The organism is Streptomyces sp. NPDC054841 (genome assembly GCF_053611045.1).
Map to the genome: position 1 here is coordinate 1 of NZ_JBSGZO010000081.1, position 24,579 is coordinate 24,579.

The window sequence follows — 24,579 nt, forward strand, 5'->3', positions numbered from 1 at the left end:
GAGTGTCGTCGCCGTGGCCTCGCCGTGTGCGGCGAGCAGCTCGAGCAGCCGGCGTCGCGTCGGGTCGGCCAGCGCCACGAGTACGCTGTCGACCCCCTCGGCGGCGCCTATGCGGTCGTCCGTCACGTGGCGGGCTGTTCGGCGCGCTCCTTGAGCGCGTCGAGCTCCAGGGGCCAGCCCTTGCTGTGGTCCTTCAGGTTCTGACTGCGCAGCTCCTCGGACCCGGCCAGCGCCGCGAACCCGCTCTCGACGACGCGCAGCCGCGTCCGGTCGCCTTCCGGGGTCAAGGTGAACTCCACGAGAGTGCTGTTGTCCTCGCGCAGCTCTTCTCCGGGAAACGCGCTGGTCCAGCGGTACGCCAGGTACGTCGGCGGCTGGACCTTCTCCACACGCACCGGGAAGTCGCCGTGCTCGGCGTTCTTCGCCACCATCGACTCGCCTTCTTCGGCCATCGTGCCGGGCAGGCTCGCCTTGTCGGCCACCCAGAAACCGGGCTGGGCCACGAGCGACCAGACCCGCTCCAGGGTGCCGCGATCAGGGTTTCGCGTTCGATCCGGTCCTCGCTCATGAGGGGACTCCTTCATCGCCGCCTTTAGATGCAACTCCAGGGTTGCACATCGACTCCGTCAGGTGCAACCCAAGGGTTGCGCTCCGGGAGCGACGCTTCGACCGGGCCGTATGGCGTCCTCGGCGGCGGCGCCGCGGTGGCGGTCGGATTGCAGGCTCAGCCTGTTTCTGCTGCAGGTGGCCCATGGGTGTACGGCTGTCGGTGCCCGTTCACGGCGAATGGGGAGCGACTCACCCGTTCGGAGTAATCCGGCCGGGGCCCGAGTAGCACGTCACCCGATTGGAGCGGTCAATGGTGGTGGGCTGAAAAGAGATCTCCGCTGCACCCCGGAAGAGGGCCTCCGTCCCACGGACACGGGACTGGCCGGGCCACCACCACCATCATCATCATGGCGAGGGGTGATGCCATGGGAACCATCGGCTCCACCGACGTCCTTGCAGACGTTCACGCGAGCGACCCGTATCCCGTCTATGAACGGCTGCGTGAGACGGCGCCGGTCCACCGGTGCCGGACCGGCTCCTACCTGCTGACCCGATACGTGGACTGTCAGCGTGTCCTGACCGAACGCGAGTGTTTTCTCGCGCCGGGCGCTCGCAGGGCTTCCGGTGGGACACGGCATCATCCGGCGCCCGTTCTGGCGCGTGTCATGAGCTCACAGAACCCACCCCGGCACACCAGAATGCGTACCGCGGTGGCCCGGCGATTCGTCGAGCATGTGCGGTGTCAGCAGCCGTGGTTCAGCAGGCTCTGCGACCAGGCGATCGAGCCTGTGGTGGAGACCCTGCGCAACGGCGTCGCCGACATGACCGCACTCGCCGAGACCATTCCCCGCGACACGATCATGCACTTGCTGGGATTGCCGCAGGGTGATCGGGACCTCGTGTCGGCGCTCGTCGCCGACATCTTCCCCACCTCCGGGCCGTTGCCCGGACAGGACCGCGGTGGCGCCGCGGCGATGCGGCAGCTCACCGACTACCTCCAGGCGGAAGTGGTCCGCCGGCGCCGTACGCCTGGCGATGATCTGATGTCCGAACTCGTCCGTGCCCACACCGACTGTCCCGAGGCCCTGCCTCATGACGAACTGGTCAGCATCGTCACGGGACTCATGGTCGCCGGGTACCCGCAGATCGCTGCGGGGATCGAGACGGGGATCGTCCTGATGATGCGCCACCCCGCGAGGGCGGTCTTCCTGGACGGCCCTGCCGGAGCCCGGATGTTCGTCGACGAGGTGCTCCGCTACGACGCGCCCGTACAGTTCACCCCCGCCCCCCGGATCCCCGCGAAGGCTGTGGTCCTCAGCGGTGTGCCGATACCTGCGGGGGCGCAGGTCTGGCCGGTGCTGGGTGCCGCCAACCGGGATCCCGGCGTGTTCTCCCGGCCGGATGAATTCCGGCCGGGGCGCGACGGGACACGTCACCTGAGCTTCGGCGGAGGTGCCCATTACTGTCTTGGCGCCGAACTGGTGTACCTGGAGATGTCGATGGTGCTGCGGCGGCTGCGGCAGCGCCTTCCGGATCTCGCGCCTGCGCAGCCACCGGTTCAGCGCTCCGGGCGGCTGCGCGGATTCACCTCCGTTCCTGTCGTACGAGCGGAGCGCTGATGGTGATGAACGGCAGCGGTCCCGATGAACGCGCGGACAACGTGTACGTCTTCCTGGAAAGCGCCCCCTGCTCCACCTTCCTCGACGCCGCGCTTCGCATCTATGAAGAGATCAGGCCCGGCTTCCCCTACTCGTGCTTCGGCGTGCTGGTGGGCTGCATGCGTGGCGACAGCGCCCGCGTCGAGCGCGTCGAATTCGGCCGGAACGTCCGGGCCACCGACAGAGCGGCCCTGGGGGAATTCTCGGAATCCATCATTCCCTGCTTCGGAACGGCCTACGAGAACCCCCACCGTGGATACTGGTGCGATTCCATCGACCTGCTCCGTATCATGCGGGACGCCGAACTGGACGGACTGGACATTCTCGGGTCGATACACCTTCACCCCGACTGGCACAACATCGACTCACCAGGTGGCAGCGGGTCGCCGCTGAGCGAACAGCCGACGCGGATGGACAAGTACGTCTTCGCCAGTACCGGGTGGCCGGTCAATCTCATTTGCTACCTGGAGCGCCGGAACCGCAGCATCTACCAGTCATGGGGCGCATGGACTCCATGTACGGCCGACCCGTCGAACCCCCATTGCGACGCGTTGCCGGTGCGCCTGGCGCTGCCTGCTCATGCACGAGTCCGAAGGACACAAGCGACTCCGCGGTACAGGGAGGACCCGTGACTGCCGAACAGGCCGACAACGCCGCCTCTTGCCGCATGCCACCCGACCAGGCAGCTGCCGGCGGTGTCAGCGATCTCATGGAACAGAAACGCTACGTCGAAGCGCCGTACGGGCTGCTGGCGCAGCTGCGGGCCGAAGAGCCCGTACGACGCGTGGTGTTCGCAGGCGCTCCCGTATGGCTCGTCACGCGCCATGAGGACATCCGCACACTGAGCAGAGATCCACGGTTGAGCAGCGATCCGCGCCGCTGCAACAGAGCCGTTCAGTCCGTTCCGTGGGTATTCGCCGGCGAAACCTACACCGTCACACGCAACATGCTCCGCTGCGATCCCCCGGACCACACCAGACTACGTGCGCTGGTGGCGGGTGAGTTCACACCGGGCCGTATCGACGCACTGCGTCCACGCATCCAGGAGATCACCGACGAACTCATTTCCCCATTCCTTCCGCTGGGACGCTTCGATGTCATCACCGACTTCGCGAAGCGTCTGCCGCTCACGGTGATTTCGGAAGTACTGGGCGTGCCTGCCGAGGGGCGCGACACCTTTGCGCGGCTGGCCGGCGTCTATGTGGAGATGAGCGAGGGCGACCAGAGCCGTATGCCGGGGGCCGCCTCCGAGATGCGGGATTACCTCACCGGGCTGCTGAAGGCGAAGAAGGATTCCCGCGCCAATTCCGACGACCTGCTGGGGCGGCTTCTGGAGGCCGATCACGAGGAGGACGAGGTGATCAGCATGTCCTTCCTCCTCCTGGTGGCCGGTTTCGAGACGACCGCGAATCTCATCGGCAGCGGAGTGCTGGCGATGCTGGAACACCCCGAGCAGTTGGAGCTGCTCCGCAGCAAGCCGTACCTCATGGGGCAGGCGATCGAGGAGATCCTGCGCTACAACGGCCCCATCAAAATGGCGCCCGTACTGCGGTTCACGACCTGCGACATGCAGATCGGAGAGGTCACCGTGCCCGGGGGCGGGGAAGCCGTACTGCTGTCCTACGGCGCCGGCAACCGGGATCCGGACCGCTTCGCCGACCCCGACCGGTTCGACATCCTCCGTGACAGCCGAGGGCACCTCGCGTTCGGACACGGGATCCACCACTGCCTGGGCGCGCCGCTCGGCAAAGCGGAAGGCACGATCGCGCTGCGCGCCCTCCTGGAGCGCTGCGACGAGCTGGCGCTCGCTGTCGATCCCTCCGAACTGACCTGGGGACACAGCCGGTTCATGCGTGGACTGACAAGCCTGCCGGTCACCTTCCGGCCCGTTCTGCGAGGTACTGCGTCATGACAACCACACGACCGCGTGCACTCGTGACCGGAGCTTCCCGGGGCATCGGGGAGGCCATCGCCCGCGCACTCGCGCCCACACACGATGTGCTCCTCGGCGGCCGCGACGTCCGGTCACTCGAGACGCTCGCCCACAACCTGCCGGGCAGCGCCCGTCCCTGGGTGGCGGATCTGGCACACCCCGACGGACTCGCCCGGGCCACCGCCGGCATCGATCGCCTCGACGTGCTCGTGCACAATGCCGCCGTCGCCGAGCCCGGTGCGATCGCCGATGCCTCACTGGACGTGTGGCAGCGAATCTTCGCGGTCAACCTCTTCTCGGCCGCCGAACTCACTCGGCTGCTCCTGCCGTCCCTCCGCCACGGCCGAGGACATGTGGTCCTGATCAATGCGGGATCCGGACTCCGGATCAAGTCGAACCGCGGTCCCTACACCGCCAGCAAGTACGCGTTGCGAGCGTTCGCGGACGCCCTGCAGGCTGAAGAGAAAGCCAACGGAGTCCGGGTGACCTCGATCCACCCGGGCCCGACCGACACCGAGCTGCAGCGCAAGGCAGCCGAACGGGCGGGCCACGCGTACTGCCCGGATCAGTTCCTGCGGCCGGAGTCGGTGGCGGCCGTCGTGCTGAACGCGGTACGGGCGCCGGCGGACGCGACCGTGACCAATGCCGTCATCGATTGAGCACCGCCCCTCGGCCGGCCGAACGCCGCACCGAGCCGTCGCGCCGCTGCAGAAAGCCGGTCTCGTGCGGCAGGCGGCGCAGGCCGGTGCCGATCGCGCTCCCGCGCACCGGCCGTGACGGAGTCCATCGCCCATCCGGCCGGGCGCGCGCCGGCACACTCTTCAGATCGCCGAAACCGGCAGCGCCCGGGGCACGTTCCGGAACCGGAAGGGCTCCGGCTCGCGGCCCGCCTGCACGAACCAGCACTCTCCGGCGCCGTCGCCGGTGACGATCCGCACCATCGCGTCCGCCACCACTTCCGCCGGGATCACGGGCATCCCCTCCTCGGAGAGCATGTCGCGCAGCGGGTCGATGATCCGCGACTCGGCGAACCCCGGACAGATCGCGTTCACGCGGATTCCCTCCTCCGCCAGAGCCGGCCCCAGCGAGCGTGCGAGACCCACCACCGCGTGCTTGTTGGCCGCGTAGACCGGGTCGAGGGGAGCCGCGGCCAGACCGGCCAGTGAGGAGGTCGCCACGATCGCCCCGCCGCCGCGGGCCCGCAGAGCGGGCAGGACCGCGTGCACACCGAAGACCACTCCGTCGAGGTTGGCGCCCATCGCCCGGTGGTAGCGCGCCACGTCGAAGTCGTCGCCGACGCCGCAGCCCGTCGTCACGCCCGCGTTGAGGAAGGCGATGTCGACACCGCCGCAGTGCTCCACCACATGGTCCACCAGCGCTCGGTTGGCCTCCAGGTCGGAGACGTCGCAGGCGTGGAAGGTGCCGCCGACGAGCTCTGCCACTTCCCGGCCTCCCGCCGCGTCGAGGTCCGCGACGACGACCTCGGCACCGGCCTGCGCCAGCGCCAGCGCGGTGGCACGCCCCAGGCCGCTCGCGCCACCGGTGACGATCGCGACCTTGCCCTGAAGCGGCGGCCGTACGGTGCTCACGCCAGCTCCAGAACGAGCTTGCCGACGTTCTCACCGCGGAAGAGCATCTGCAGCGTCTCCGGGAAGTCGTCCACCGTGCCCTTCACCACGTGCTCCTTGACCTTGATCCGGCCGTCGCCGATCCAGCCGGCGATGTCCTGCGTGGCCTGCGTGAAGCGCTTGGCGTAGTCGAAGACCACGAAGCCCTCCATCCGCGCCCGCCGTACGAGCAGCGACAGATAGTTGGACGGGCCCTGGACCGGTGTCGCGTTGTTGTACTGGCTGATCGCACCGCAGATCACGACGCGTGCGTGCATCGCGAGCCGGGTGAGAGCCAGGTCCAGAATCTCGCCTCCGACATTGTCGAAGTAGACGTCGATGCCGTCGGGCGTCCGGTCACGCAGCGCGCGCTTCAGATCGCCGGAGCGGTAGTCGATCGCCGCGTCGAAGCCGAGTTCGTCGGTCAGCAGGGCGCACTTCTCCGGGCCGCCGGCGATGCCCACCACACGGCAGCCCTTCACCTTGGCGATCTGCCCCACCAAGGTGCCGACCGCACCGGCGGCGCCGGAGACCACGACGGTGTCACCCTCTTTGAGGGCGCCGACGTCGAGCAGGCCGAAGTAGGCCGTCATGCCCGGCATGCCCAGTGCACCAAGGAAGGTCGGGAGCGGGGCGAGTGACGGGTCGACCTTCACGGCGCCCTTGCCGTCGGAGACGACGTGCTCCTGAACGCCGAACGTGCCGACGACATGGTCGCCGGGCTGAAACGCGGGATGGTTGGATGTCGTCACCTCGATCACCGATCCCGCGCGCATGACCTCGCCGATGCCCACGGGTGGCAGGTAGGAGGGGCGGTCGTCGAGCCATCCGCGCATTGCGGGATCGAGTGAGATGAAGCGCGTCCGCCCGGCGAAGCAGCCGTCTCCCGGTTCGGCGACAGGCGCTGACGCGTGCTCCCAGTCATCTGCTGTTACCTCACCCAAGGGGCGGGCTGCCAGACGGATCTGGCGATTGATCGCAGACATCGAGCCTCCAGTTGCTGAGTTCCCGGAAGCATACCGACCAGTCGGCATGGCTCTGTGTGGGCTGGGTCACATCGCGGATGCGGTCGCACGAGGAAACCGGGGAGGGGTGTGCGCAGGCCGGTGCGGCCCGGTCCGGCCAACGGGCTCAGGATGTGCTGCGGCCGCCCGGTGCCCGGTACGCCTCTGCCTGTACGGCAGGGTTGCGCAGTGACTCGGCCGCGTCGGAGACCCGCTGCAGCAACTCCAGGAACGTGGACTGCTCCTGAGGGTCCAGCGGTGCGAGGAAGATCTGGTTCATGCGGGCCGTCCGCCCGGACAGCTTGCGGTGCACCCGCTCACCCTCCTCGGTGGCGCGCAGCACGGACCGGCGGCCGTCCTTCGCGTCGCGGACCTTGTCGACCAGACCGCGGCCGACCAGGCGGCGGATCACCTCGGCGATGGTGGACCGGTCGAGACCGACCCGCTCGCCCACGGTGCGCTGGTCCAGGCCGTCCTCGCCGATCAGGGTGTTGAGAACGGCGAACTGCGGGGAGGTGACCTCCTCCGAGACGATCGTGTTCCACAGCAGGGTGTGCGACTGCTGCAGGCGCCGGGCCAGATGGCCGGGGTGCGTGCTGAGGTCGAGCGCGGGCACGGTTCGTCCTCTCCGGAGATCCTCCTTGTACTGAGGGCCTTGACCCTGGATCGCCATGATGCCACGCTCCCGACTGAGAAGCAGATAGTCAGTGTACTGAGTATCTGATTCCAAAAGAGGAGTGGACGGATGGACAAAGTGGTGTCCACGGCCGCGGAGGCCGTGGCCGGTGTGCGCGACGGCTCGGCGCTCGCGGTCGGAGGTTTCGGTCTCAGCGGAGTGCCGAACGTGCTGATCCAGGCGGTGTTCGCGACCGGGGCCGGCGGCCTCCGCGTCGTGTCGAACAACTGCGGCGCGATGGACTCAGGTCTGGCCGTCCTGCTCGCCGCGGGCCGGATCGCCCGCGTGACGGGGTCCTACATCGGCGCCAACAAGGAGTTCGCCCGCCAGTACCTCGCCGGCGAGCTGGAGGTCGAACTGATCCCGCAGGGCACGCTCGCCGAGCGGCTGCGCGCGGGCGGCTGCGGCATCCCGGCCTTCTACACCCCGGCCGGCGTCGGGACCCAGGTCGCCGAGGGCGGACTGCCCTGGCGCTACGACGGCCAGGGCGGGGTCGCGCTGTCCTCGCCGCCCAAGGAGGTGCGGGAGTTCGACGGCGAGGAGTACATCCTCGAGCGGGGGATACGCACCGACTTCGCGCTCGTACGGGCCGCGAAGGGCGACCGGCACGGCAATCTCGTCTTCGCCAAGTCCGCCCGGAACTTCAACCCCCTGGCAGCCATGGCGGGCAGGATCACCATCGCCGAGGTCGAGGAGCTGGTCGAGCCCGGCGAGATCGACCCGGACCAGGTCCACCTGCCGGGCATCTTCGTCCAGCGGATCGTCGCCCTCACGCCCGTGCAGGCCGCCGACAAGAAGATCGAGCAGAGGACGGTGCGCGGCTGATGGGCTGGACACGGGACGAGATGGCCGCCCGCGCGGCCCGGGAACTGCGCGACGGGGAGTACGTCAACCTGGGCATCGGACTGCCGACGCTGATCCCGGGCCACCTCCCCGAGGGCGTCCACGTCATCCTCGAATCCGAGAACGGCATTCTCGGCACCGGTCCCTTCCCTTACGAGGACGAGGTCGACCCCGACCTGATCAACGCGGGCAAGGAGACCGTCACCGTCCTCCCGGGTGCCTCCTTCTTCGACTCGGCGCTGTCCTTCGGGATGATCCGCGGCGGCCACATCGATGTCGCCGTGCTCGGCGCCATGCAGGTGTCCGCCTCCGGCGACCTGGCCAACTGGGCCGTCCCCGGCAAGCTGGTCACCGGCATCGGCGGCGCCATGGACCTGGTGCACGGGGCTCGCCGGGTCATCGTGACGATGACCCACACGGCCAAGGACGGCAGCCCGAAGATCGTCGAGGAGTGCGACCTGCCGCTCACCGGCCGCGGTTGCGTCGACCGGATCATCACCGACCTCGGTGTCCTGGACGTCACCGCTCAGGGCCTGGTGCTGGTCGAGTGCGCACCGGACGTACCGGCCGACGAGATCGTGGCGCAGACGGCCGCGAAACTGACCGTTCCTCAAGGCATCCGCTCATGAGCCCGGCTGGATCAGGCCCCAGGACCAGGGAGTTCACCGACGCATGGCACTGACTCAGACCGACATCGACCGCGAGATGGCGCAGCAGCGCGAGGCGTACGAGAAGTCCGCCGCCGAAGGCGCCCCGCCCGCACATCATCCGGCGCGGGACTACGCCCCGTACCGCTCCAGCGTGCTGCGCCACCCGAAGCAGCCGCTGGTCTCCATAGGACTGCGGCAGGACCCTGAGGCCGTCGAGCTGGCCTCGCCCGCCTTCGGCGAAACCGACATCACCGAGCTCGACAACGACCTCACCCGCCGCCACCGGGGTGAGCCGCTCGGCGAGCGCATCACCGTCAGCGGCAGGCTCCTCGACCGTGACGGACGGCCGGTGCGGGGCCAGCTGATAGAGGTCTGGCAGGCCAACGCCTCCGGGCGGTACGCCCATCAGCGCGACCAGCATCCCGCGCCGCTCGACCCCAACTTCACCGGTGCGGGCCGGACGCTGACCGGCGACGACGGCAGCTACACCTTCACCACGATCAAGCCCGGCGCCTACCCGTGGCGCAACCACACCAACGCCTGGCGACCCGCGCACATCCACTTCTCGCTCTTCGGAACCGCCTTCACCCAGCGGCTGATCACACAGATGTACTTCCCGGGCGACCCGCTCTTCGCGTACGACCCCATCCTGCAGTCCGTCACCGACGAGGCCGCACGGCAGCGGCTGGTCGCCGCGTACGACCACGACCTGTCGAAGCCGGAACAGTCCCTCGGTTACCGCTGGGACATCGTGCTCGACGGTCCCGCCGCCACCTGGGCCGAGGAAGGCCGCTGACATGACGACTCCTCCCGTGCTTCCCACTCCCTCCCACACCGTGGGGCCCTTCTACGGGTACGCCCTGCCGTTCCCCGGCGGCGCGGAGATAGCCCCCGTCGGCCACCCCGACACGATCACCGTCCACGGCCGTGTGTCGGACGGGGACGGCGCCCCCGTCCCGGACGCGCTCCTGGAGTTCTGGGGTCCCGGCCCTGACGGTGAACTGCCGTGCGTCGGAGGATCGTTGCGCCGCGACCCGGTGACCGGTGGCTTCCTCGGCCGCAACGGCGTCGACTTCACCGGCTTCGGCCGCGTACCGACCGACGCGGACGGCCACTGGGCGGTGCGCACCCTCCGACCCGGCGCCCGCGGCCGCAACGCCCCGTACATCGGCGTCTGCGTCTTCGCCCGCGGTCTCACCCACCACCTCTTCACCCGGGTCCATCTGCCGGAGCCGGCCGAGGCGTTGGCCGCCGACCCGCTCCTGGCCTCGCTGACGCCCGAGCGGCGCGCGACGCTGGTGGCGGTTGCCGAACCGCGCGGCACCTACCGTTTCGACATCCGGCTGCAGGGTGAGGCGGAAACCGTGTTCCTGGAGTTCACATGACGCACGACGATCTCGACGCCGGCCTGCTCGCCCCCGGGCGGGCGGGCTCGCCCGCCGAGGCGGCCACCTCCGACGCCGCCTTTCTGCAGGCGATGCTGGATGCCGAGGCCGCACTCACCCGCGCCCAGGCCGCGCTCGGCCTGGCTCCTGCGCAGGCGGCCGTCGCCGTGACCGGGGCCGCCCACGCCGAGCACTTCGACCTGCGCGACCTGGCGCTGCGCGCACGTCGTGGCGGCAACCCGGTCATCCCACTGGTCGCCGATCTCACGGCGGCGGTGCCCGAGGAGCATGCGCCGTACGTTCATCGCGGGGCCACCAGCCAGGACATCCTCGACACCGCGGCGATGCTGGTCGCCTCCGGGACGCTGGCGCTGGTCCTCGACGACCTGGACCGTACGGACCACGCCCTGGCCCGCCTCGCCGCCGAGCACCGTGACACCCCCATGCCGGGCCGCACCCTCACCCAGCACGCCGTCCCGACCACGTTCGGGCTGAAGGCGGCGGGCTGGCGCGCGCTGGTACTCGACGCCCGCGATCGCCTCACCGCCGTACGCGCGTCGCTTCCCGCCCAACTCGGCGGTGCGGCAGGCACATTGGCGGCCTTCGACGCGTACGCCCAGGCGGCCGGCACCGGTGTGCGGCTGGTCGCCGCGTACGCCCGGGAACTCGCTCTCGCCGAACCGGCACTGCCCTGGCACACCCTCCGCACCCCCGTCGCCGACCTGTCCGGTGCGCTCGCCTTCACGGCGGGTGCGCTCGGAAAGGTCGCCTCCGACGTTCTCGTACTCTCCCGTACCGAGATCGGCGAGCTGAGCGAGGGCAGCGGCGGGGGCTCGTCCGCCATGCCGCACAAAGCGAATCCGGTGCGGGCCGCGCTCATCGTGGCCGCCGCACGCAGGGCGCCCGCGCAGGCCGCCGTACTGTACGGATCCGTCGCGGCCGAGGACGAGCGGCCCGCCGGAGCATGGCACGCGGAGTGGGAGCCCCTGCGCGATCTGCTGCGGCTGGTCGGGGGAGCGGCCCGGGACGCGGCGGAACTCGTAACGGGCCTGCGGGTGCACCCCGCGCGGATGCGCGAGCACCTGCACCTGACCGAAGGGCTGATCGTCTCGGAGCGGCTGACCGCCGTCGCCGCCGCCCGGCTGGGCCGCGCCCGCGCCCGGCAGTTGCTGGCGGATGCGGCGCTCACCTCCCGTACGACAGGCGCGGAACTGGCCGACGTCCTGGGCGGGATACGCGACTCGGAGCCCGCACTGAACGATCTCGACCTGTCCGCCCTCACGGACCCCGCTCACTACACCGGCGCCGCCGGGGCACTCACCGACCGCGCTTTGAGACGGCGCTGAGCCACGAAGGCACAGGCCATGACAGAAATGCTGCACCACCACTCAGAAGGCCCGGCCACCGGGCCCGCCCTGCTCCTCGCCCCGTCCCTGGGCACCTCGACCGCCCTGTGGGACGCGATCGCGCCCGAGCTGAGTCCGGCGTTCCGTACCGTCCGATGGGACCTGCCGGGGCACGGCGGAACGTCCGCCGGTCTGATCGGCCCAGGCGCCACCGTCGACCGACTCGGCGCGCTGGTCCTGGACCTGGCCGACTCGCTCGGCCTGGACCGCTTCCACTACGCCGGGGTGTCGCTCGGCGGCGCGGTCGGCCTGTGGCTGGCCGCGTACCATCCGGAGCGGATCGACCGGCTCGCCGTCATCTGCTCCTCCGCGCACTTCGGCCCGGCCGGACCCTGGCGTGAACGGGCCGCTCTGGTACGCGAGTCGGGCACGGGCGCGATCGCCGATACCGCGCCGGCCCGATGGTTCACCCCCGGCTTCACCGAGTCGGGGCTCGTCGACGATCTGCGCCGGACCGACCCGGAGGCGTACGCGGCCTGCTGCGATGTGCTGGCTGCCCTGGACCTGCGTGACGCACTGCCGTCGATCACCGCGCCCACGCTGGTCGTCGCAGGCCGGCAGGATCCCGCCACACCGCCCGCGCACGCCCGGGAGATCGCCGACGCCGTGCCGGACGCGGCCCTCACCGAGCTGGCGGACGCCTCGCACCTCGCACCCGTGGAGCGGCCCGGGGCCGTGCTGGCCGCGCTGCGCGAACACTTCTCGGCGCCGGGCCCTGGCCTGGGAACGGCGGTACGCACATAGGTTCCTGCACGACGTCGTCAGGTGCGCCAGATCTTCCGGTAGGCCTCGCGGTAACCCGACGGATTCCAGGACGTGGCTCCGCCGGTGTTGTCGGCCGTGGAGATGTGGACGGGGGCGACGTAGCCACTGGCGGCCTGGCCGGCGAAGGAACGGTTGAACTCGTCGACGATCTGCCAGCCCTGCTGGGACAGCGGTTCGGGGACGGTGGCGGCCTGGAACTGCTCGCTGTTGATGCGCTGGAAGGCGGAGGGATCGCCGTCGCCCGCGCCGATGTTGAAGGGAGGGCCGGAGCCCGGTTTTCCGGCAGCGCGGAGGGCCGGGGCGGCATCGGCGAAGTAGAGGTCGTTGATGGCGACCGAGTACGTCCACCTGTCCTGGAAGCGGGAGAGGAGGGAGGAGACCTCCTGGGGAGTGCGGTGGCTCGCGTCCGGAATCGGGATGTTCTCGGACGCCAACAGGTTCACGCCCGGGCAGGTGGCGAGCCCCTGCTTGATCAGTTCGGCCTTGTTCTTGGCGAACGGGATCGAGTCGTCGGTGAAGACGACGACTCCGGCATCGCCGTTGGACCGGGCGATGACCCAGTCCGCGCTGATCTTCGCCACGTCCGCCACGTTGGTGGTGATGTTGGTGAACAGCCTGGGGTTGTCGCTCGGGCCGGGGGAACGGACCGCGTGCCAGCCGACGAGCGGGATGTGCGCCGCCTGAGCCCGCGCCACCTGCTGCGACGTCAGATTGGGGTCGAAGCCGCCGATGGCGATGCCCGAGGGCTTGAGGGTGACGGCCTGGCTGAGCGCTGCCTGGATGCCGGCGGGAGTGCCCTCTCCGTCGATCACCCGGACGTTCCAGCCTGTGACCTTCGCGGCTTCCTTGACGCCCTTCGCGACGCCGGCGACGCCAGGGTTGGTCATGGTCTGCGCGACGTAGACGATGCTCTTGCCGGGAACCGCCGCGGGGCCACTGGTGGGGCCGTTCCAGGAGGCGTTGGTGTTCTCGGCCTGCTGCACGGCCGCCCTGGCCTTCGCGAGTACGGCGGGGCAACCGGCCTTCGACGGCCCGGTGCCCGTCGACGGGCCGCGCCCGCAACCGACGACGACGGTGGCGGCAAGTACCAGCAGGGATGCGGTGGTGAGTGCGGTCCTTCGGTTCGGGTACACGGTGCTCCTGACGCGGTGCGCGTTACGAAGTGTCCTAGGGGGTGCCGTCCTTCGTCGGTGCGGCCGGCGTCCCTGCGAGCGACTGGCGGGTCGCGGTGGGGCCGGTGCGCAGCCGGCGGCGGGCGGAGTAGCCGGCCAGGCCGACGGCGATGAGCAGGGTGGCGCCGTTGAACAGCGGGGTGGCCCAGAACTGGGCGCCGAGCTGGCCGATGCCGGCGAGGCCGACGGCGAGGACGGCGACGGCCACGACGGTGCCCCAGGCGTTGGCGCGGCCGGGCTTGACCGTGGTGGAGCCGAGCAGGGCGCCGACGAAGGCGGGCAGCAGGTAGTCCAGGCCGACACTCGGGTTTCCGGTCTGCTGCTGGGCGGCGAGGAGGACCCCGGCGAAGCCGACGACCAGGCCCGCACCGGCGAAGGCGTAGACGGAGTACTTGTGGGTGCGGATGCCGAGGATGCCGGCGGCGCGGGGGTTGGAGCCGATGACATAGAGGTACCGGCCGAGCGGCAGCCGCTCCAGCACCAGCCAGAGGGCGACGACGATACCGAGGACGTAGAAGGCGGGTACCGGCAGGCCGAGGAACCTGGAGTCGTAGATGCCGGTGAAGGCGGGCGGCAGGCCCTGCGGGCCCGGGACGATCCGGGTTCCGTCGGTGATCCAGCCGCTGACGGCGTACATCATGCTGCCGGTGCCGAGAGTGGCGATGAAGGAGTCGATCTGCGCGAACTCGACGATGACACCGTTGAGAGCGCCGACCACCGCGCCGCCGAGGATCACTGCGAGGCAGGCGAGCGGCCAGGGCCAGCCTTCGTTGACGATGAGCTGCATCACCATCACGTGCGCGAGGCCGAGGCCGTAGCCGATGGACAGGTCGAACTTGCCGGTGACGATGGGGATCGTCGCGCCGAGCGCGAGGATGGCGGGGATCGATTGGTTGGAGAGGATCGAGGAGACGTTGTCCCGTGTGGGAAAGGTGTCCGGCAGGGTGATGGAGAAGATCAGGAAGAGCAGGGCGGCCAGGGCCAGGAGGCCGTAGGTGCCGATGAGGTGCCCGCGCAGGAAGCCCAGCAGGGCTCGGGGCGAGGTGGAGGGGGTCACCGGTTCGTCGCGGTTCCGGTGATGGCGGGCATGGCCGAGGCGGTGCGGGTCAGTTCGCCGACCGTGAGGGCATCACCGGTCAGCTCGGCCCGCACGCTCCCACGGGCGAACACCAGGGCGCGGTGGCACACGGTGGTGACCTCCTCGAAATCGGTGGAGATGAGCAGTACCGCCAGGCCGGCGGCCAGCGCCTCGTCGAGCAGACGATGGATCGCGGCCTTGGCGCCGACGTCCACGCTGGCGGTCGGCTCTTCGAGGACCAGCAGGCGCAGGCTCACCCGGAGCCACCGGCCGACCATGATCTTCTGCTGGTTGCCGCCCGAAAGGGTGGCGATCGGGACCTCACAGTCACGGGGGTGCACCGAGAACCGGTCGATCAGGGCGGTGGCCTCGGCCCGCTCGCGCCGGGGACCGGTCCAGTGCCACGCCGGCACACCGACTGCCCGGGGGTTGGCCAGGAAGTTCTCCCGTACGGTCAGTTCTGCCGCGCAGCCCTCCTCCTGACGGTTGCCGGCCACGAAGCCGACCCCGGAGTCGAGAGCGGCGGCGACCGTACGCGGGTGGTACGGGCGGCCGTCGAGCAACGCCCGCCCGCCGAGGACCGGCCGGGCGCCGGCGAGGGCGCGGCCGAGGTCCATGTGGCCGGCGCCGGTCAGGCCCACCATGCCGACGATCTCGCCGGCACGCAGTTCCAGGCTGACCGGTCCGGCGTATCGGGTGCGGACGCCGTCGAGGCTCAGGACGGGCGGGCCGCCGGCAGGGGTGGTGGCGGGCCGGTGGCCGGCCAGTTCGCGGCCCACGATGTCATGCACCAGACGTGCGGGACTGCGGCCGGCGAGCGGACCTTGGCTGACGAGGTGGCCGTCGCGCAGCACGGCGAACGTGTCGGCGACCTTGTACACCTCGTCGAGCCGATGGGTGACGTAGAGGACGCCGTGCCCTCGGTCGCGCAGGGTGTGCAGGACGTCGAAGAGCCGGGCGCAGTCCGCGGCGGGGAGGGTGGCGGTCGGTTCGTCGAGGACGAAGAGCTCCGCCCGCGTCGCCAAGGCGCGGGCGATGGCGACCAGCGAGCGCTCCGCGGGGGCGAGGCCTGCGATCGGGGCCTCGGCGTCCAGGTGACCGGCGACGATCCGCAGGGCCTCGGCGCAGCGCTCTCGGGTCTGCCGCCAGGAGACCAGTCCGCAGCGGCGCGGATAGCCGGTGCCCAGGGCGATGTTCTCGGCGACCGTCATCCACTCGACGAGGCCGAGATCCTGGTGAATGAACGACATCTTCCGGGCGGCGGCGTCCGAGCCGAGCGGATGCCCGGCCACCGTCACCTCGCCCTCGTCGGCGTGGTGGACCCCGGCGAGCACCTTGATGAGGGTGGACTTCCCGGCGCCGTTGGGACCGAGCAGGGCGAGGACACTGCCGCCGTGGATGTCGAGGTCGACCCCGGCGAGCGCGAGGGTGCCGCCGAACCGCTTGCTGAGACCGCGTATGCGGACGAGCGGTCCTCCACCGAAGCGAGAGGGTGGGCTCATCGCGGTGTCGGGAGCGTCATGCACGGACTTCTCCGGGGGTCGGCCTCCAGGTTCTTCCCGACTGCATGGAGGATGCTACTGGGAGCTGTTGCAGTATTTCCGGCATATCGGTGGTGCCTTTGACTCCAATGGGCGAGCTGCCCGGGAAGGCGGCCTCCCCGCGCACCTCCCAGCTGTGCCGGGTGCGGGTCACGCCGCCGCATCCAGGGCACACTCGGCCCAGATGACCTTGCCGTCGGTCGTGTAGCGGGTGCCCCAGGCCTGGGCGAGCTGCGCGACGAGGAACAGGCCACGGCCGCCTTCGTCGGTGGTGGCCGCATGGCGCAGGCGCGGGGCGGTGCTACTGGTGTCGTGGACCTCGCAGATCAGGGTGCGGTCGTGGATGAGGCGCACCTGGATGGGCCCGGTTCCGTAGCGGACGGCGTTCGTGACCAGCTCGCTGAGCAGCAGCTCCGTGGCGAAAGCGGACTCGTCCAGCCCCCACTGGCTCAGCTGTTGGACGGCGGCGGCACGGATGTCGGAGACGAGGGCCGGGTCGGCGGGCAGGTCCCAGGTGGCGATCCGGTCGGCGGGCAGGGTGTGGGTGCCGGCGACGAGCAGCGCGATGTCGTCGGCAGGGTGGTCGGGTGCCACGGCGTCGAGAACCGCCTGGCAGGTGTCCTCGGGCGTTCGGTCCGGGTGGGCCAGCGCGCGGCGCAGCTGGTCGAGTGCCACGTCGATGTCGCGATCGCGGTCGGCGACGAGTCCGTCGGTGTAGAGGACCAGCCGGCTGTGTTCGGGGAGGTGGATCTCGGCCGTTTCGAAGGGGAGGCCGCCCAGGCCGAGAGGCGGTCCGGCGGGCAGGTCCGGGAAGGTCACGGTGCCGTCGGGGTGGACCAGCGCGGGCGGAGGGTGGCCGGCGCGAGCCATGGTGCACTGCCCCGTGGTGGGGTCGTAGACGGCGTACAGGCACGTGGCGCCGACGATGCCGGGGCTGCCGAAGGCAGGGCTGTCGTCGCCCTCCTCCCGGTCCAGACGCAGCACGAGATTGTCCAGGTGGGTGAGGAGTTCGTCGGGGGCGAGTTCCAGTTCGGCGAAGTTGCGTGCGGCGGTGCGCAGCCGGCCCATGGTGGCGGCGGCGTGCAGTCCATGGCCCACGACATCGCCGACGAGGAGGGCGACGCGGGTGCCGGAAAGGGGGATGACGTCGAACCAGTCGCCGCCCACTCCGGATTCGGCGGGCAGATAACCGTGGGCGACCTCGACGGCGTCCTGCTCGGGAAGGCCGCGCGGGAGCAGACTGCGCTGAAGTGCCAGGGCCAGGGTGTGTTCGCGGGTGTAGCGGCGGGCGTTGTCGATGCAGAGGGCGGCGCGGGCGGCGAGTTCCTGGGCCAGCGAGCGATCGTCGTCCCCGAAGGGGGCGGGATCCTGCGAGCGGTAGAAGCTCGCGATGCCCAGGAGGACGCCCCGCGCGAGGAGGGGGACGGAGATGAGGGAGTGGACGCCGTGCGCGAGGATCTGCTCGGCGTGTTCGGGTTCTTGGGCGATCCAGCCGGCGGCGGACTTCAGATCGGGTTCCAGCACGGCCTGCCCGCTGGCCAGGCACCGTAGATGGGGCGTGGCCGGGTGCAGCTGCACCCGCTCGCCGGCCGGGTAGAAGGGGCAGTCCTCGCGGATGCCGTGGACCACCGTACGGTGCAGGTCGGTGCTGGGGTCGGCCGACTCCTCGCCGCGCAGTACGGCCTCGGGCACGTCGATGGTGACGTAGTCGGCCAGGCGCGGGACCGCCATCTCGGCGAGTTCCCGGGCGGTGCGGCTCACGTCCAGGGTGGTGCCGATACGGGCGCTGGCCTCGGCCAGCAGCTCCAGGCGGCGCCGGGCCGCAACGGCGTACTTCCCCACCTCCGGCTCGCCCACCAGCACCAGCCCCCTGGCCAGGCCGTTGGCGGCGTCGTCCGTGCCTGGTGGGACGGACGCGCGGACCGTCGTGGCGGCCCGGCCGGCCGCGGCTCCGGGGAAGTGCCCGGACGACGGGCCGGCGGTGGTGGCGGCATCCTGCGGGACGAGGCCGAGTGGCCGGCCGGCGTGAGCCGGGACGGCGATGCGGGGGTGCGGCGTGTCGCCGGGGAGGCTGGGGGTGCTGGGGAGGACCGCCTCGATGACGACGCCCTCCACCCCGGAGGGGCTCGTCACCGGATGGCTCAGGAGGGTGATCCGCCGGTCGCGGGACAGGGACACTTCGACGGCAGCCCGCTGGGACGAGGAGATCAGCTCCGTGGCCTTCTCCTTGAGCGTCGTCTGATCGCGCTGGTCCAGCCCCATCTGAAGCAGTTCGTTCATTCCGATCAGGTGCCCGTCCCCGGTTGCCTCGCTGGTCCACGCGCGGCGTCTGGCGTCGAGATACGCCCGCAGCAGGCCACGCTCTCGCGCCGAACTCTGCTCCATCAGCCGCCGTTCGATGGCTTCGGCGGCGTTGCGTATCACGGTGACCAGTGCCGGGTCCGCGTCGGTGAGGGGATAGCCGAAGCAGAGGACGCCCTCGATACGCCCGCTGAGCTGGTCGCGAACGGGGATTGCAGTACAGGCGTTTGACTGAGAGCGCTCGGCGAAGTGTTCGGCGCCGGAGACCTGGCACAGCTCCCTTTCCGCGAGTGCGAGACCGACACCGTTGGTCCCGGCGAACTGCTCGGCGAACACGAAGCCGGGGATGCTCTGGATCGGGGCGAGCCGCCGCACCAAGGACGCTTCCCCGAAACGGCGTTCAAGCACCGTCCCGTGTCCATCGGCGAGACAGATGTTCATCTGGCTGCCCGCGAACATGGCTTTCAGCCGGTCCAGCACGGGCCCGGCCGCGCGCACGAGCTCACTGTCCGGATCGAAATCCTGCCGGAAGGGGAGCTCGGTCTGGTCCGGTGAGAGTCCCAGCAGCCGGCAGCGCTGCCACGAACTCAGGATCGGACTTCTCACGCCCCCCTCGACCGACTCGCCATGCAGAAACCGTTCGCGGGGACGTACGGGGCCGATGCGGTCTCCCACGACCCCCATCTGCATCACTTCCCTCACAGAAACTCGGCGATCTCCCAGCCTCCATTTGAGTATATTCCTCCCCTTTTGGACGAATAGAGGAATGCATACTGTGATGCGCTGGTTGCTGACGGGAAAGGTCTGGCCGGCCTCCACCATGATCGGCGGCCGGCTCGGGGCGACGGCGACGGCCGGCCATCACAGGATCGCGACCGGGTTGACGGGCGAGCCTGTCCCGCCGGGCACGTCCAGCGGCGACACGACGAGCATGAACTCGTAACGCCCTTCCTCGGCGCAACCGGCGGAAAGTGCCTCGAGGTCGAGATTGTCCAGCAGCGGCACCCCCATGGCGGTGATGGCGAGCGCGTGGACCGGAGAGTGCAGGCCTTCGACCGGCGAGGGGCGTACATCGCTGTCCCCGTCGCCTCCGAGCAGAGCAATGGCACGCTCGGCCAGCAGCGGCATGGCGTCCACGTGCAGGCCCGCACTCGCCGCGTCAGCGTTCCAGGGGCCGATTTCCCGGCGGCGACGGAAGCGGCCGGAGCGCAGCAGCACCGCATCGCCGTCCCCGATCGTCACATCGAGTGCCTTCTCGGCGGCGATGATGTCCTGCGCGTGCACTGCGTGCCCGGGTTCCAGCCATGAGGTCCCGAGGACGGCGGGCAGGTCGAGGAGTATGCCCTTGGTGACGAGGGGGCCGAGCGCCGGCACCGCGCCGAAGCGGGCACCAGCGGCATCGACGACCTCGTGCGCCGCGCGGCCGTCGTAGAGCTGCCCCCGGTAGGCGATGTGTGACAGCGCGTCGAGATGGCTCACGCCCTTGCCGTGGTAATCCACGGCGATGAAGTCCTTGTGGGTGGAGGGCTCCGGCGCCTCCACGTCGCCGAGGTCGGACATGTAATGCAGCGCGGGCCTGCTGTTGTCCGGTCCGGGCCGGGTGTTCCAGGGCAGCCCCATCGGCACGACCGTCCCGGACCGGATCAGGGCGGTGGCCCGCCGCACATGGCCCGACGTCACCCTGTTCCAGGCGCCGCGGTCGGCCGCAGTCCAGCAGCCCCATGTGCGGACCGCATCGAAGAGTGCGTCGAACTCCTGACGGGAGACGGCGGGACCGTTGCCGGGACCGGCCGGCAGGGGATAGGGGCCGTCGGAGGGGCTGCTGCTCATCCGTACTCAGCGCTCCAAGGATCGTAGGTGCTGTCGCCCGGGGCGCCAGGGCGGCGCTGCGTACTCACCCTGTGCCGGACGCCACCCCTGCCCAGGTCTCCTGCCTGCGCGCATCACGCGGACGAGGATGCGGGCCCGGGGTTGCCATACGTCCATGGTCGGTCACCTGCTCGGGGGCCGGGCAATGAGCGGCGCTCATCGAGTCTCTTCCTCGCCGGACAGCCGCTGCGTGACCCCACGATCGCGAGGACGTCCTTGCCGGCACCTCATCCGGCGTCGTGGAAGACGAGGCCGAGGGTGTGGCGCCGGCCGGAGCGGACGGTGCTCACGCCGTGCCGCATGGGCCCGGTCGACCAGCCGCGCTTGGAGGCGACGGGCCGGTCGCGGGTGGTGAAGATCAGTCCATGGCCCTGGAGGAGGGTGGTGGAGAAGCCGCGGGACTGGGCGCGGGGGCGCTGTTCGGTCATGAGGAACTCGCCGCCGCTGTAGTCGATTCCGGGCTCGTCGAGGCCGATGACGACCTGGAGGGGGAAGACGGCTTCGCCGAAAACGTCACGGTGCAGGGCGTTCCAGTCTCCGGCCCCGTAGCGCAGCAGGATCTGCGCGGACTTGGCCTGACCGGCCTCATGGCAGTGCGCCAGCCACTCCTGAAGGCTGTCAGGCCAGGGGGAGGGCCGGCCGGGCTTGGCGGCCCAGTCGCGGGCGATGGGCAGCAGACGCGGGTAGAACGCCTCCCTCAACTCTCTTACGGCTTCGGGCAGTTCATGGGTGAAGTAGCGGTACTGGCCGGAGCCGAAGCGGTGGCGGGCCATGTCGATGGTGGTGCGGAAGCAGTGGTCCTCGTCGTAGAGGGCGGCGATCGCGGCGCACTCGCCGGAAGTGAGGAGCCGGCCGGTCAGGGCGCTGCCGTACTTGTTGACCTCGTCGGTGAGCGCGTCCCAGTCGGCAGCGTCGACCCGCTCGGTCAGCGTGGTCTGCGGGTGGGTGGTGTCGATCATGGTGCTGCCCTCCCGGGCGGGGCATGTCGCAGGGCTCGGGTGAGGGTGGTGCCGTAGTTGCCGTTTCTGACTACGTGTACGAGTCTGCGACTCTCGGGGGGTCATGTCCGGCGGAATTCGGACGCCGCATTTCCGCTGGGGTATGGACGCCTTACGGTCCTGGGAGCAGTGCTCCGTTGCCCACCATGACGTTGGTCGAGCCGTGATCGCGGCAAGGCGCAGCCCGCACCGCTCGTTCCTCGCGTCAGCCGACGTGGACGCGGGGCCGGTTCGCCCGGTTGGGTTCGGCCTCGCGCAGCACTTCCCGGGTGACGGGGGCGACCTCGCCCTGGCCGAAGAGGAAGAAGCGCAGGAAGTTGGCGAACGGGTTGCCCTCGGACCATTCGAAGTAGATGTGGGGGCGCTGGCCGGAGGCGTCCCGTACGTGCAGGAGCAGTGCGGCCAGGGCGTTGGGGATGGAGGAGCTCTCCAGGGTCAGGACGCGGTAGCGGTCGTGCAGAACCTCTCCGCGTACGCTCAGGTGAGCCTCGAACTCCGAGGGGTCACCGACGGTGACCTCGACGAAGACGAGGTCGTCCTCGGGCGGGATGTCGTTGTCGGCCCGGATCTGACGGATCTTGTCGCGGTACTCGGCGACGTCGCGCGCGCCGGGCTCGTTGGCGATGAAGCGGGCGGTGCGGTGGGAGATGTCGCGGACGAATCGCTCGGCCATGTCGTCCAGCGTCACGCCCGTGACGCGCAGCTCGAAGGCGCGGGCGAGCCGAGAGGCCAGGGACAGGATGATGATGCCGGCGATGAAGCATGCGCCGATCTTCACGCCGTCGGGCCGTTCGATGACGTTGAGGACCGTGGTGTAGAGGAAGACCGCCGAGATGACGGCGAAGGCGATCGTCCAGTTGCGCTGCCCGGCGCGGTGGGCGGCGATGGTCACCGCGATCGCCGCGGAGCAGATCAGGACCAGTACGCCGGTGGCGTAGGCGCCGCCCTGGGCGTCGACGTCGGCGTCGAAGATCCAGGTGACCAGGAACGCCACCAGGATGAAGACGATCACCATGGGGCGGACGGCGCGCGCCCAGTGCGGGGCCATGCCGTACCGGGGAAGGTACTGGGGCATCAGATTGAGCAGTCCGGCCATGGCGGAGGCGCCGGCGAACCAGAGGATGGCGATGGTGGCGACGTCGTAGACGGTGCCGAAGACGTTTCCGAGGTATTCGTGGGCGAGGTAGGCGAGGGCACGTCCGTTGGCCTGGCCGCCCGGCTGGAACTCTTTGGCCGGGATGAGCAGGGTGGTGATGAAGCTGGTGGTGATCAGGAAGACGCTCATGATCAGTGCAGCGGTGGTCAGCAGCTTCTTCGTACCCCGGATACGTCCAGCGGGCTTCTCCTCGGTGTCGCCGGGCTCGCCCTCCACGTGCGGCATGACCGCCACGCCGGTCTCGAAGCCGGACAGGCCCAGCGCCAGCTTGGGGAAGACCAGCAGCGCCACCCCGACCATGGCCACGACGTTTCCGTGCTCGGCGGTCAGGGCGCTGGACCAGTCGGTGACCACATGCGCCGCGGTGACGATGTGCCATAGGCCGACGACCACGACGACCGCGTTCAGGGCCAGGTAGATCCCGACGAGGGCGACGGCGACGCCGATCGCCTCCAGGAAGCCCTTGAGGAAGACCGCCCCGAGCAGCGCGATCAGCAGCAGTGTGACGAGCATCTGCTGACCGTGCAGGAAGCCGGGCACGTGCGGGTTCTCCACCAGGTGGATGGAGGAGTCCGCCGCCGACAGGGTGATGGTGATGAGGAAGTCGGTGGCGGCGAAGCCGAGCAGGGTCAGGACGAACAGCTTGCCCTTCCAGAACGACAGCAGTCGCTCCAGCATCGCGATCGAGCCCTGACCGTGCGGGCTCTCTTCGGACACCCGCCGGTACACCGGCAGTGCGCCCGCCAGGGTGACGATCACCAGCACGATGGTGGCCACCGGCGACAGCAGCCCCGCCGCGAGCGCGGCGATGCCCGGCTGATAGCCCAGCGTGGAGAAGTAGTCGACGCCGGTCAGGCACATCACCCGCCACCACCGCTGCCCCTTGTGCTCGGGCGCCGGTTCGGCTTGCGTGCCTTTCTGGTGCCTGGCCATGTCGGACAGGCCCTCGAGCATCCACGCACGCATGCGGCTCGTACGGGCATGGACGGGGGTGGTCATCTGTGCTCCTGGTCTACAACGAACGAATTCGGCCATCACGGAGACGGCCTGATCAGCGTATGCAATGAGAACCCGCAGGCTCAGGTGTCGCCCCGCACCCCGGGACACGGATGTGGGGTCCCCGGGAACGGTGCGAGGCAGAGCAGAAGGGTGGGTGCGTGAGGGCTCTCAGGTCCCCCCGGATCCGGTCAGCCCTGACACGGCAAGGTCTTACGGCTGCCCGGCGATGCGTGGATACGCGGGTATGCCGAAGAAGTCGGGCACCCTAATCGCCTGGTGGCCGACGAGTTCGGGGAACGCAGAGACGTCCCGGTCGCGATCAACACCGCGTGAGCGTATGTCGCCCCACCTGGTCAACAGCACCACTCCGATGCCTCGAGGGGCATCAAGAACTCGTTAGGATTCCCTCAGGGTTCGTACATATGGCGCAATTGCGCCCACGGCTGCTGCTGTCGCTCGTCCAGTCCGGAGATCTTGAAGACGGTCCGGGCAGTCTCGCCGTCGATCCTCCGCGACAACTGCTTCAGGGCGGTCGCCCCGCACAGCAGCGTCCCCCGGCCTCGCGCACGCCGCCTCCCCGAAGCTCCGTCCGACGAGTTGGACGGAGCATTTCGCCGACACGGAAACAGGACCGTTCGTGAAACCGGCTCAGGGTGGCAAGGTGCAGGAGCCGCAGTCGCGATGGGGCTGTGGCCGGCGCGGCGAAGGCGCGCGCCGTGGCATGGCAAAGGGAACGGAACTGATGGCAACAGGCACTGTGAAGTGGTTCAACGCCGACAAGGGCTTCGGCTTCATCCAGCAGGACGACGGTGGCCCGGACGTGTTCGTCCACTTCTCCGCCATCCAGACCACCGGCTTCAAGGAGCTGGCGGAGGGAGACAAGGTCGAATACGACGTGACCCAGGGCCCCAAGGGCCCGCAGGCGGAGCAGGTCCACCGCCGGTAGGGCGCCTCGGTCCTCGGTGCCCGGTCCCACCGGCTGATCGCCG

Annotated in this window: 20 protein-coding genes and 3 pseudogenes; 11 read left to right on the forward strand and 12 right to left on the reverse strand. The window is 70.0% G+C overall.

Annotation, left to right across the window (positions count from 1 at the left end; genetic code table 11):
- Both ACWGI8_RS14195 and ACWGI8_RS14200 read right to left on the reverse strand, forming a co-directional pair.
- Positions 1-126, reverse strand: a pseudogene (locus ACWGI8_RS14195) (transcriptional regulator); the annotation flags it as partial.
- Positions 123-568, reverse strand: a pseudogene (locus tag ACWGI8_RS14200) (SRPBCC domain-containing protein). The pseudogenes ACWGI8_RS14195 and ACWGI8_RS14200, both read right to left, overlap by 4 nt.
- Before the next feature lie 646 nt (positions 569-1,214).
- On the opposite strand from ACWGI8_RS14200, the gene ACWGI8_RS14205 reads away from it, so the two are divergent.
- The 4 genes from ACWGI8_RS14205 to ACWGI8_RS14220 are packed head-to-tail and all read left to right on the forward strand — an operon-like array spanning position 1,215 to position 4,799.
- Positions 1,215-2,168, forward strand: a complete 954-nt coding sequence (locus tag ACWGI8_RS14205; RefSeq protein ID WP_453660797.1) for a cytochrome P450 — start codon at positions 1,215-1,217, stop codon at positions 2,166-2,168.
- Positions 2,168-2,839: a hypothetical protein gene (locus ACWGI8_RS14210; protein ID WP_453660798.1), complete on the forward strand. Its 672-nt coding sequence runs from the start codon at positions 2,168-2,170 to the stop codon at positions 2,837-2,839. Before ACWGI8_RS14205 ends, ACWGI8_RS14210 begins: the two co-directional genes overlap by 1 nt.
- Positions 2,836-4,119, forward strand: a complete 1,284-nt coding sequence (locus ACWGI8_RS14215; RefSeq protein ID WP_453660799.1) for a cytochrome P450 family protein — start codon at positions 2,836-2,838, stop codon at positions 4,117-4,119. The genes ACWGI8_RS14210 and ACWGI8_RS14215 overlap by 4 nt, the downstream gene beginning before the upstream one ends.
- Entirely contained in the window at positions 4,116-4,799 is a 684-nt protein-coding gene (locus tag ACWGI8_RS14220; RefSeq protein ID WP_453660801.1) for an SDR family oxidoreductase, read from the forward strand. The genes ACWGI8_RS14215 and ACWGI8_RS14220 overlap by 4 nt, the downstream gene beginning before the upstream one ends.
- A 162-nt stretch (positions 4,800-4,961) precedes the next feature.
- On the opposite strand, the gene ACWGI8_RS14225 is transcribed toward ACWGI8_RS14220, so the two are convergent.
- The 3 genes from ACWGI8_RS14225 to ACWGI8_RS14235 all read right to left on the reverse strand — a co-directional run bounded on the left by ACWGI8_RS14225 (position 4,962) and on the right by ACWGI8_RS14235 (position 7,367).
- Positions 4,962-5,729 (reverse strand): SDR family NAD(P)-dependent oxidoreductase, encoded by a 768-nt coding sequence (locus ACWGI8_RS14225; RefSeq protein ID WP_453660802.1) that lies wholly within the window; start codon positions 5,727-5,729, stop codon positions 4,962-4,964.
- Complete coding sequence (locus ACWGI8_RS14230; RefSeq protein WP_453660804.1) at positions 5,726-6,733, reverse strand: NADP-dependent oxidoreductase; 1,008 nt, start codon at positions 6,731-6,733, stop codon at positions 5,726-5,728. Before ACWGI8_RS14230 ends, ACWGI8_RS14225 begins: the two co-directional genes overlap by 4 nt.
- Before the next feature lie 145 nt (positions 6,734-6,878).
- Positions 6,879-7,367 carry a MarR family winged helix-turn-helix transcriptional regulator gene (locus tag ACWGI8_RS14235; protein WP_453660806.1) on the reverse strand — a complete coding sequence of 163 codons (489 nt, stop codon included), beginning with the start codon at positions 7,365-7,367 and terminating at the stop codon, positions 6,879-6,881.
- Between the two features lie 129 nt (positions 7,368-7,496).
- On the opposite strand from ACWGI8_RS14235, the gene ACWGI8_RS14240 reads away from it, so the two are divergent.
- From ACWGI8_RS14240 to pcaD, 6 genes and pseudogenes are all read left to right on the forward strand, one after another.
- Positions 7,497-8,252: a CoA transferase subunit A gene (locus ACWGI8_RS14240; RefSeq protein WP_453660808.1), complete on the forward strand. Its 756-nt coding sequence runs from the start codon at positions 7,497-7,499 to the stop codon at positions 8,250-8,252.
- Positions 8,252-8,899 (forward strand): CoA transferase subunit B, encoded by a 648-nt coding sequence (locus tag ACWGI8_RS14245; RefSeq protein ID WP_453660809.1) that lies wholly within the window; start codon positions 8,252-8,254, stop codon positions 8,897-8,899. The genes ACWGI8_RS14240 and ACWGI8_RS14245 overlap by 1 nt, the downstream gene beginning before the upstream one ends.
- Before the next feature lie 43 nt (positions 8,900-8,942).
- Positions 8,943-9,716 carry a protocatechuate 3,4-dioxygenase subunit beta gene (pcaH, locus tag ACWGI8_RS14250; RefSeq protein WP_453660811.1) on the forward strand — a complete coding sequence of 258 codons (774 nt, stop codon included), beginning with the start codon at positions 8,943-8,945 and terminating at the stop codon, positions 9,714-9,716.
- Between the two features lies 1 nt (position 9,717).
- A complete protein-coding gene (gene pcaG, locus ACWGI8_RS14255) occupies positions 9,718-10,305 on the forward strand; it encodes a protocatechuate 3,4-dioxygenase subunit alpha (protein ID WP_453660812.1) in 588 nt (195 codons plus the stop codon).
- On the forward strand, positions 10,302-11,651 hold the full coding sequence (pcaB, locus tag ACWGI8_RS14260; protein WP_453660814.1) for a 3-carboxy-cis,cis-muconate cycloisomerase: 1,350 nt from the start codon (positions 10,302-10,304) through the stop codon (positions 11,649-11,651). Before pcaG ends, pcaB begins: the two co-directional genes overlap by 4 nt.
- 18 nt (positions 11,652-11,669) lie before the next feature.
- Positions 11,670-12,422, forward strand: a pseudogene (pcaD, locus tag ACWGI8_RS14265) (3-oxoadipate enol-lactonase); the annotation flags it as partial.
- A 50-nt stretch (positions 12,423-12,472) separates the two neighbouring features.
- On the opposite strand, the gene ACWGI8_RS14270 reads toward pcaD, so the two are convergent.
- From ACWGI8_RS14270 to ACWGI8_RS14300, 7 genes are all read right to left on the reverse strand, one after another.
- Positions 12,473-13,609 (reverse strand): substrate-binding domain-containing protein, encoded by a 1,137-nt coding sequence (locus ACWGI8_RS14270; RefSeq protein WP_453660815.1) that lies wholly within the window; start codon positions 13,607-13,609, stop codon positions 12,473-12,475.
- A gap of 34 nt (positions 13,610-13,643) precedes the next feature.
- Complete coding sequence (locus ACWGI8_RS14275) at positions 13,644-14,705, reverse strand: ABC transporter permease (protein WP_453660817.1); 1,062 nt, start codon at positions 14,703-14,705, stop codon at positions 13,644-13,646.
- Positions 14,702-16,252: a sugar ABC transporter ATP-binding protein gene (locus ACWGI8_RS14280; RefSeq protein ID WP_453660819.1), complete on the reverse strand. Its 1,551-nt coding sequence runs from the start codon at positions 16,250-16,252 to the stop codon at positions 14,702-14,704. The genes ACWGI8_RS14275 and ACWGI8_RS14280 overlap by 4 nt, the downstream gene beginning before the upstream one ends.
- Positions 16,253-16,417: 165 nt before the next feature.
- Positions 16,418-19,252: a SpoIIE family protein phosphatase gene (locus ACWGI8_RS14285; RefSeq protein WP_453660820.1), complete on the reverse strand. Its 2,835-nt coding sequence runs from the start codon at positions 19,250-19,252 to the stop codon at positions 16,418-16,420.
- A 177-nt stretch (positions 19,253-19,429) separates the two neighbouring features.
- Complete coding sequence (locus ACWGI8_RS14290) at positions 19,430-20,398, reverse strand: cyclase family protein (RefSeq protein ID WP_453660822.1); 969 nt, start codon at positions 20,396-20,398, stop codon at positions 19,430-19,432.
- A gap of 266 nt (positions 20,399-20,664) precedes the next feature.
- Positions 20,665-21,396, reverse strand: a complete 732-nt coding sequence (locus ACWGI8_RS14295) for a 2OG-Fe(II) oxygenase (RefSeq protein ID WP_453660823.1) — start codon at positions 21,394-21,396, stop codon at positions 20,665-20,667.
- Positions 21,397-21,640: 244 nt separating this feature from the next.
- Positions 21,641-23,590 carry an amino acid transporter gene (locus ACWGI8_RS14300; protein ID WP_453660825.1) on the reverse strand — a complete coding sequence of 650 codons (1,950 nt, stop codon included), beginning with the start codon at positions 23,588-23,590 and terminating at the stop codon, positions 21,641-21,643.
- Positions 23,591-24,332: 742 nt separating this feature from the next.
- Between ACWGI8_RS14300 and ACWGI8_RS14305 the strand changes: the two genes are divergently transcribed.
- Positions 24,333-24,536 carry a cold-shock protein gene (locus ACWGI8_RS14305; protein WP_453660827.1) on the forward strand — a complete coding sequence of 68 codons (204 nt, stop codon included), beginning with the start codon at positions 24,333-24,335 and terminating at the stop codon, positions 24,534-24,536.
- Positions 24,537-24,579: the final 43 nt, after the last annotated feature.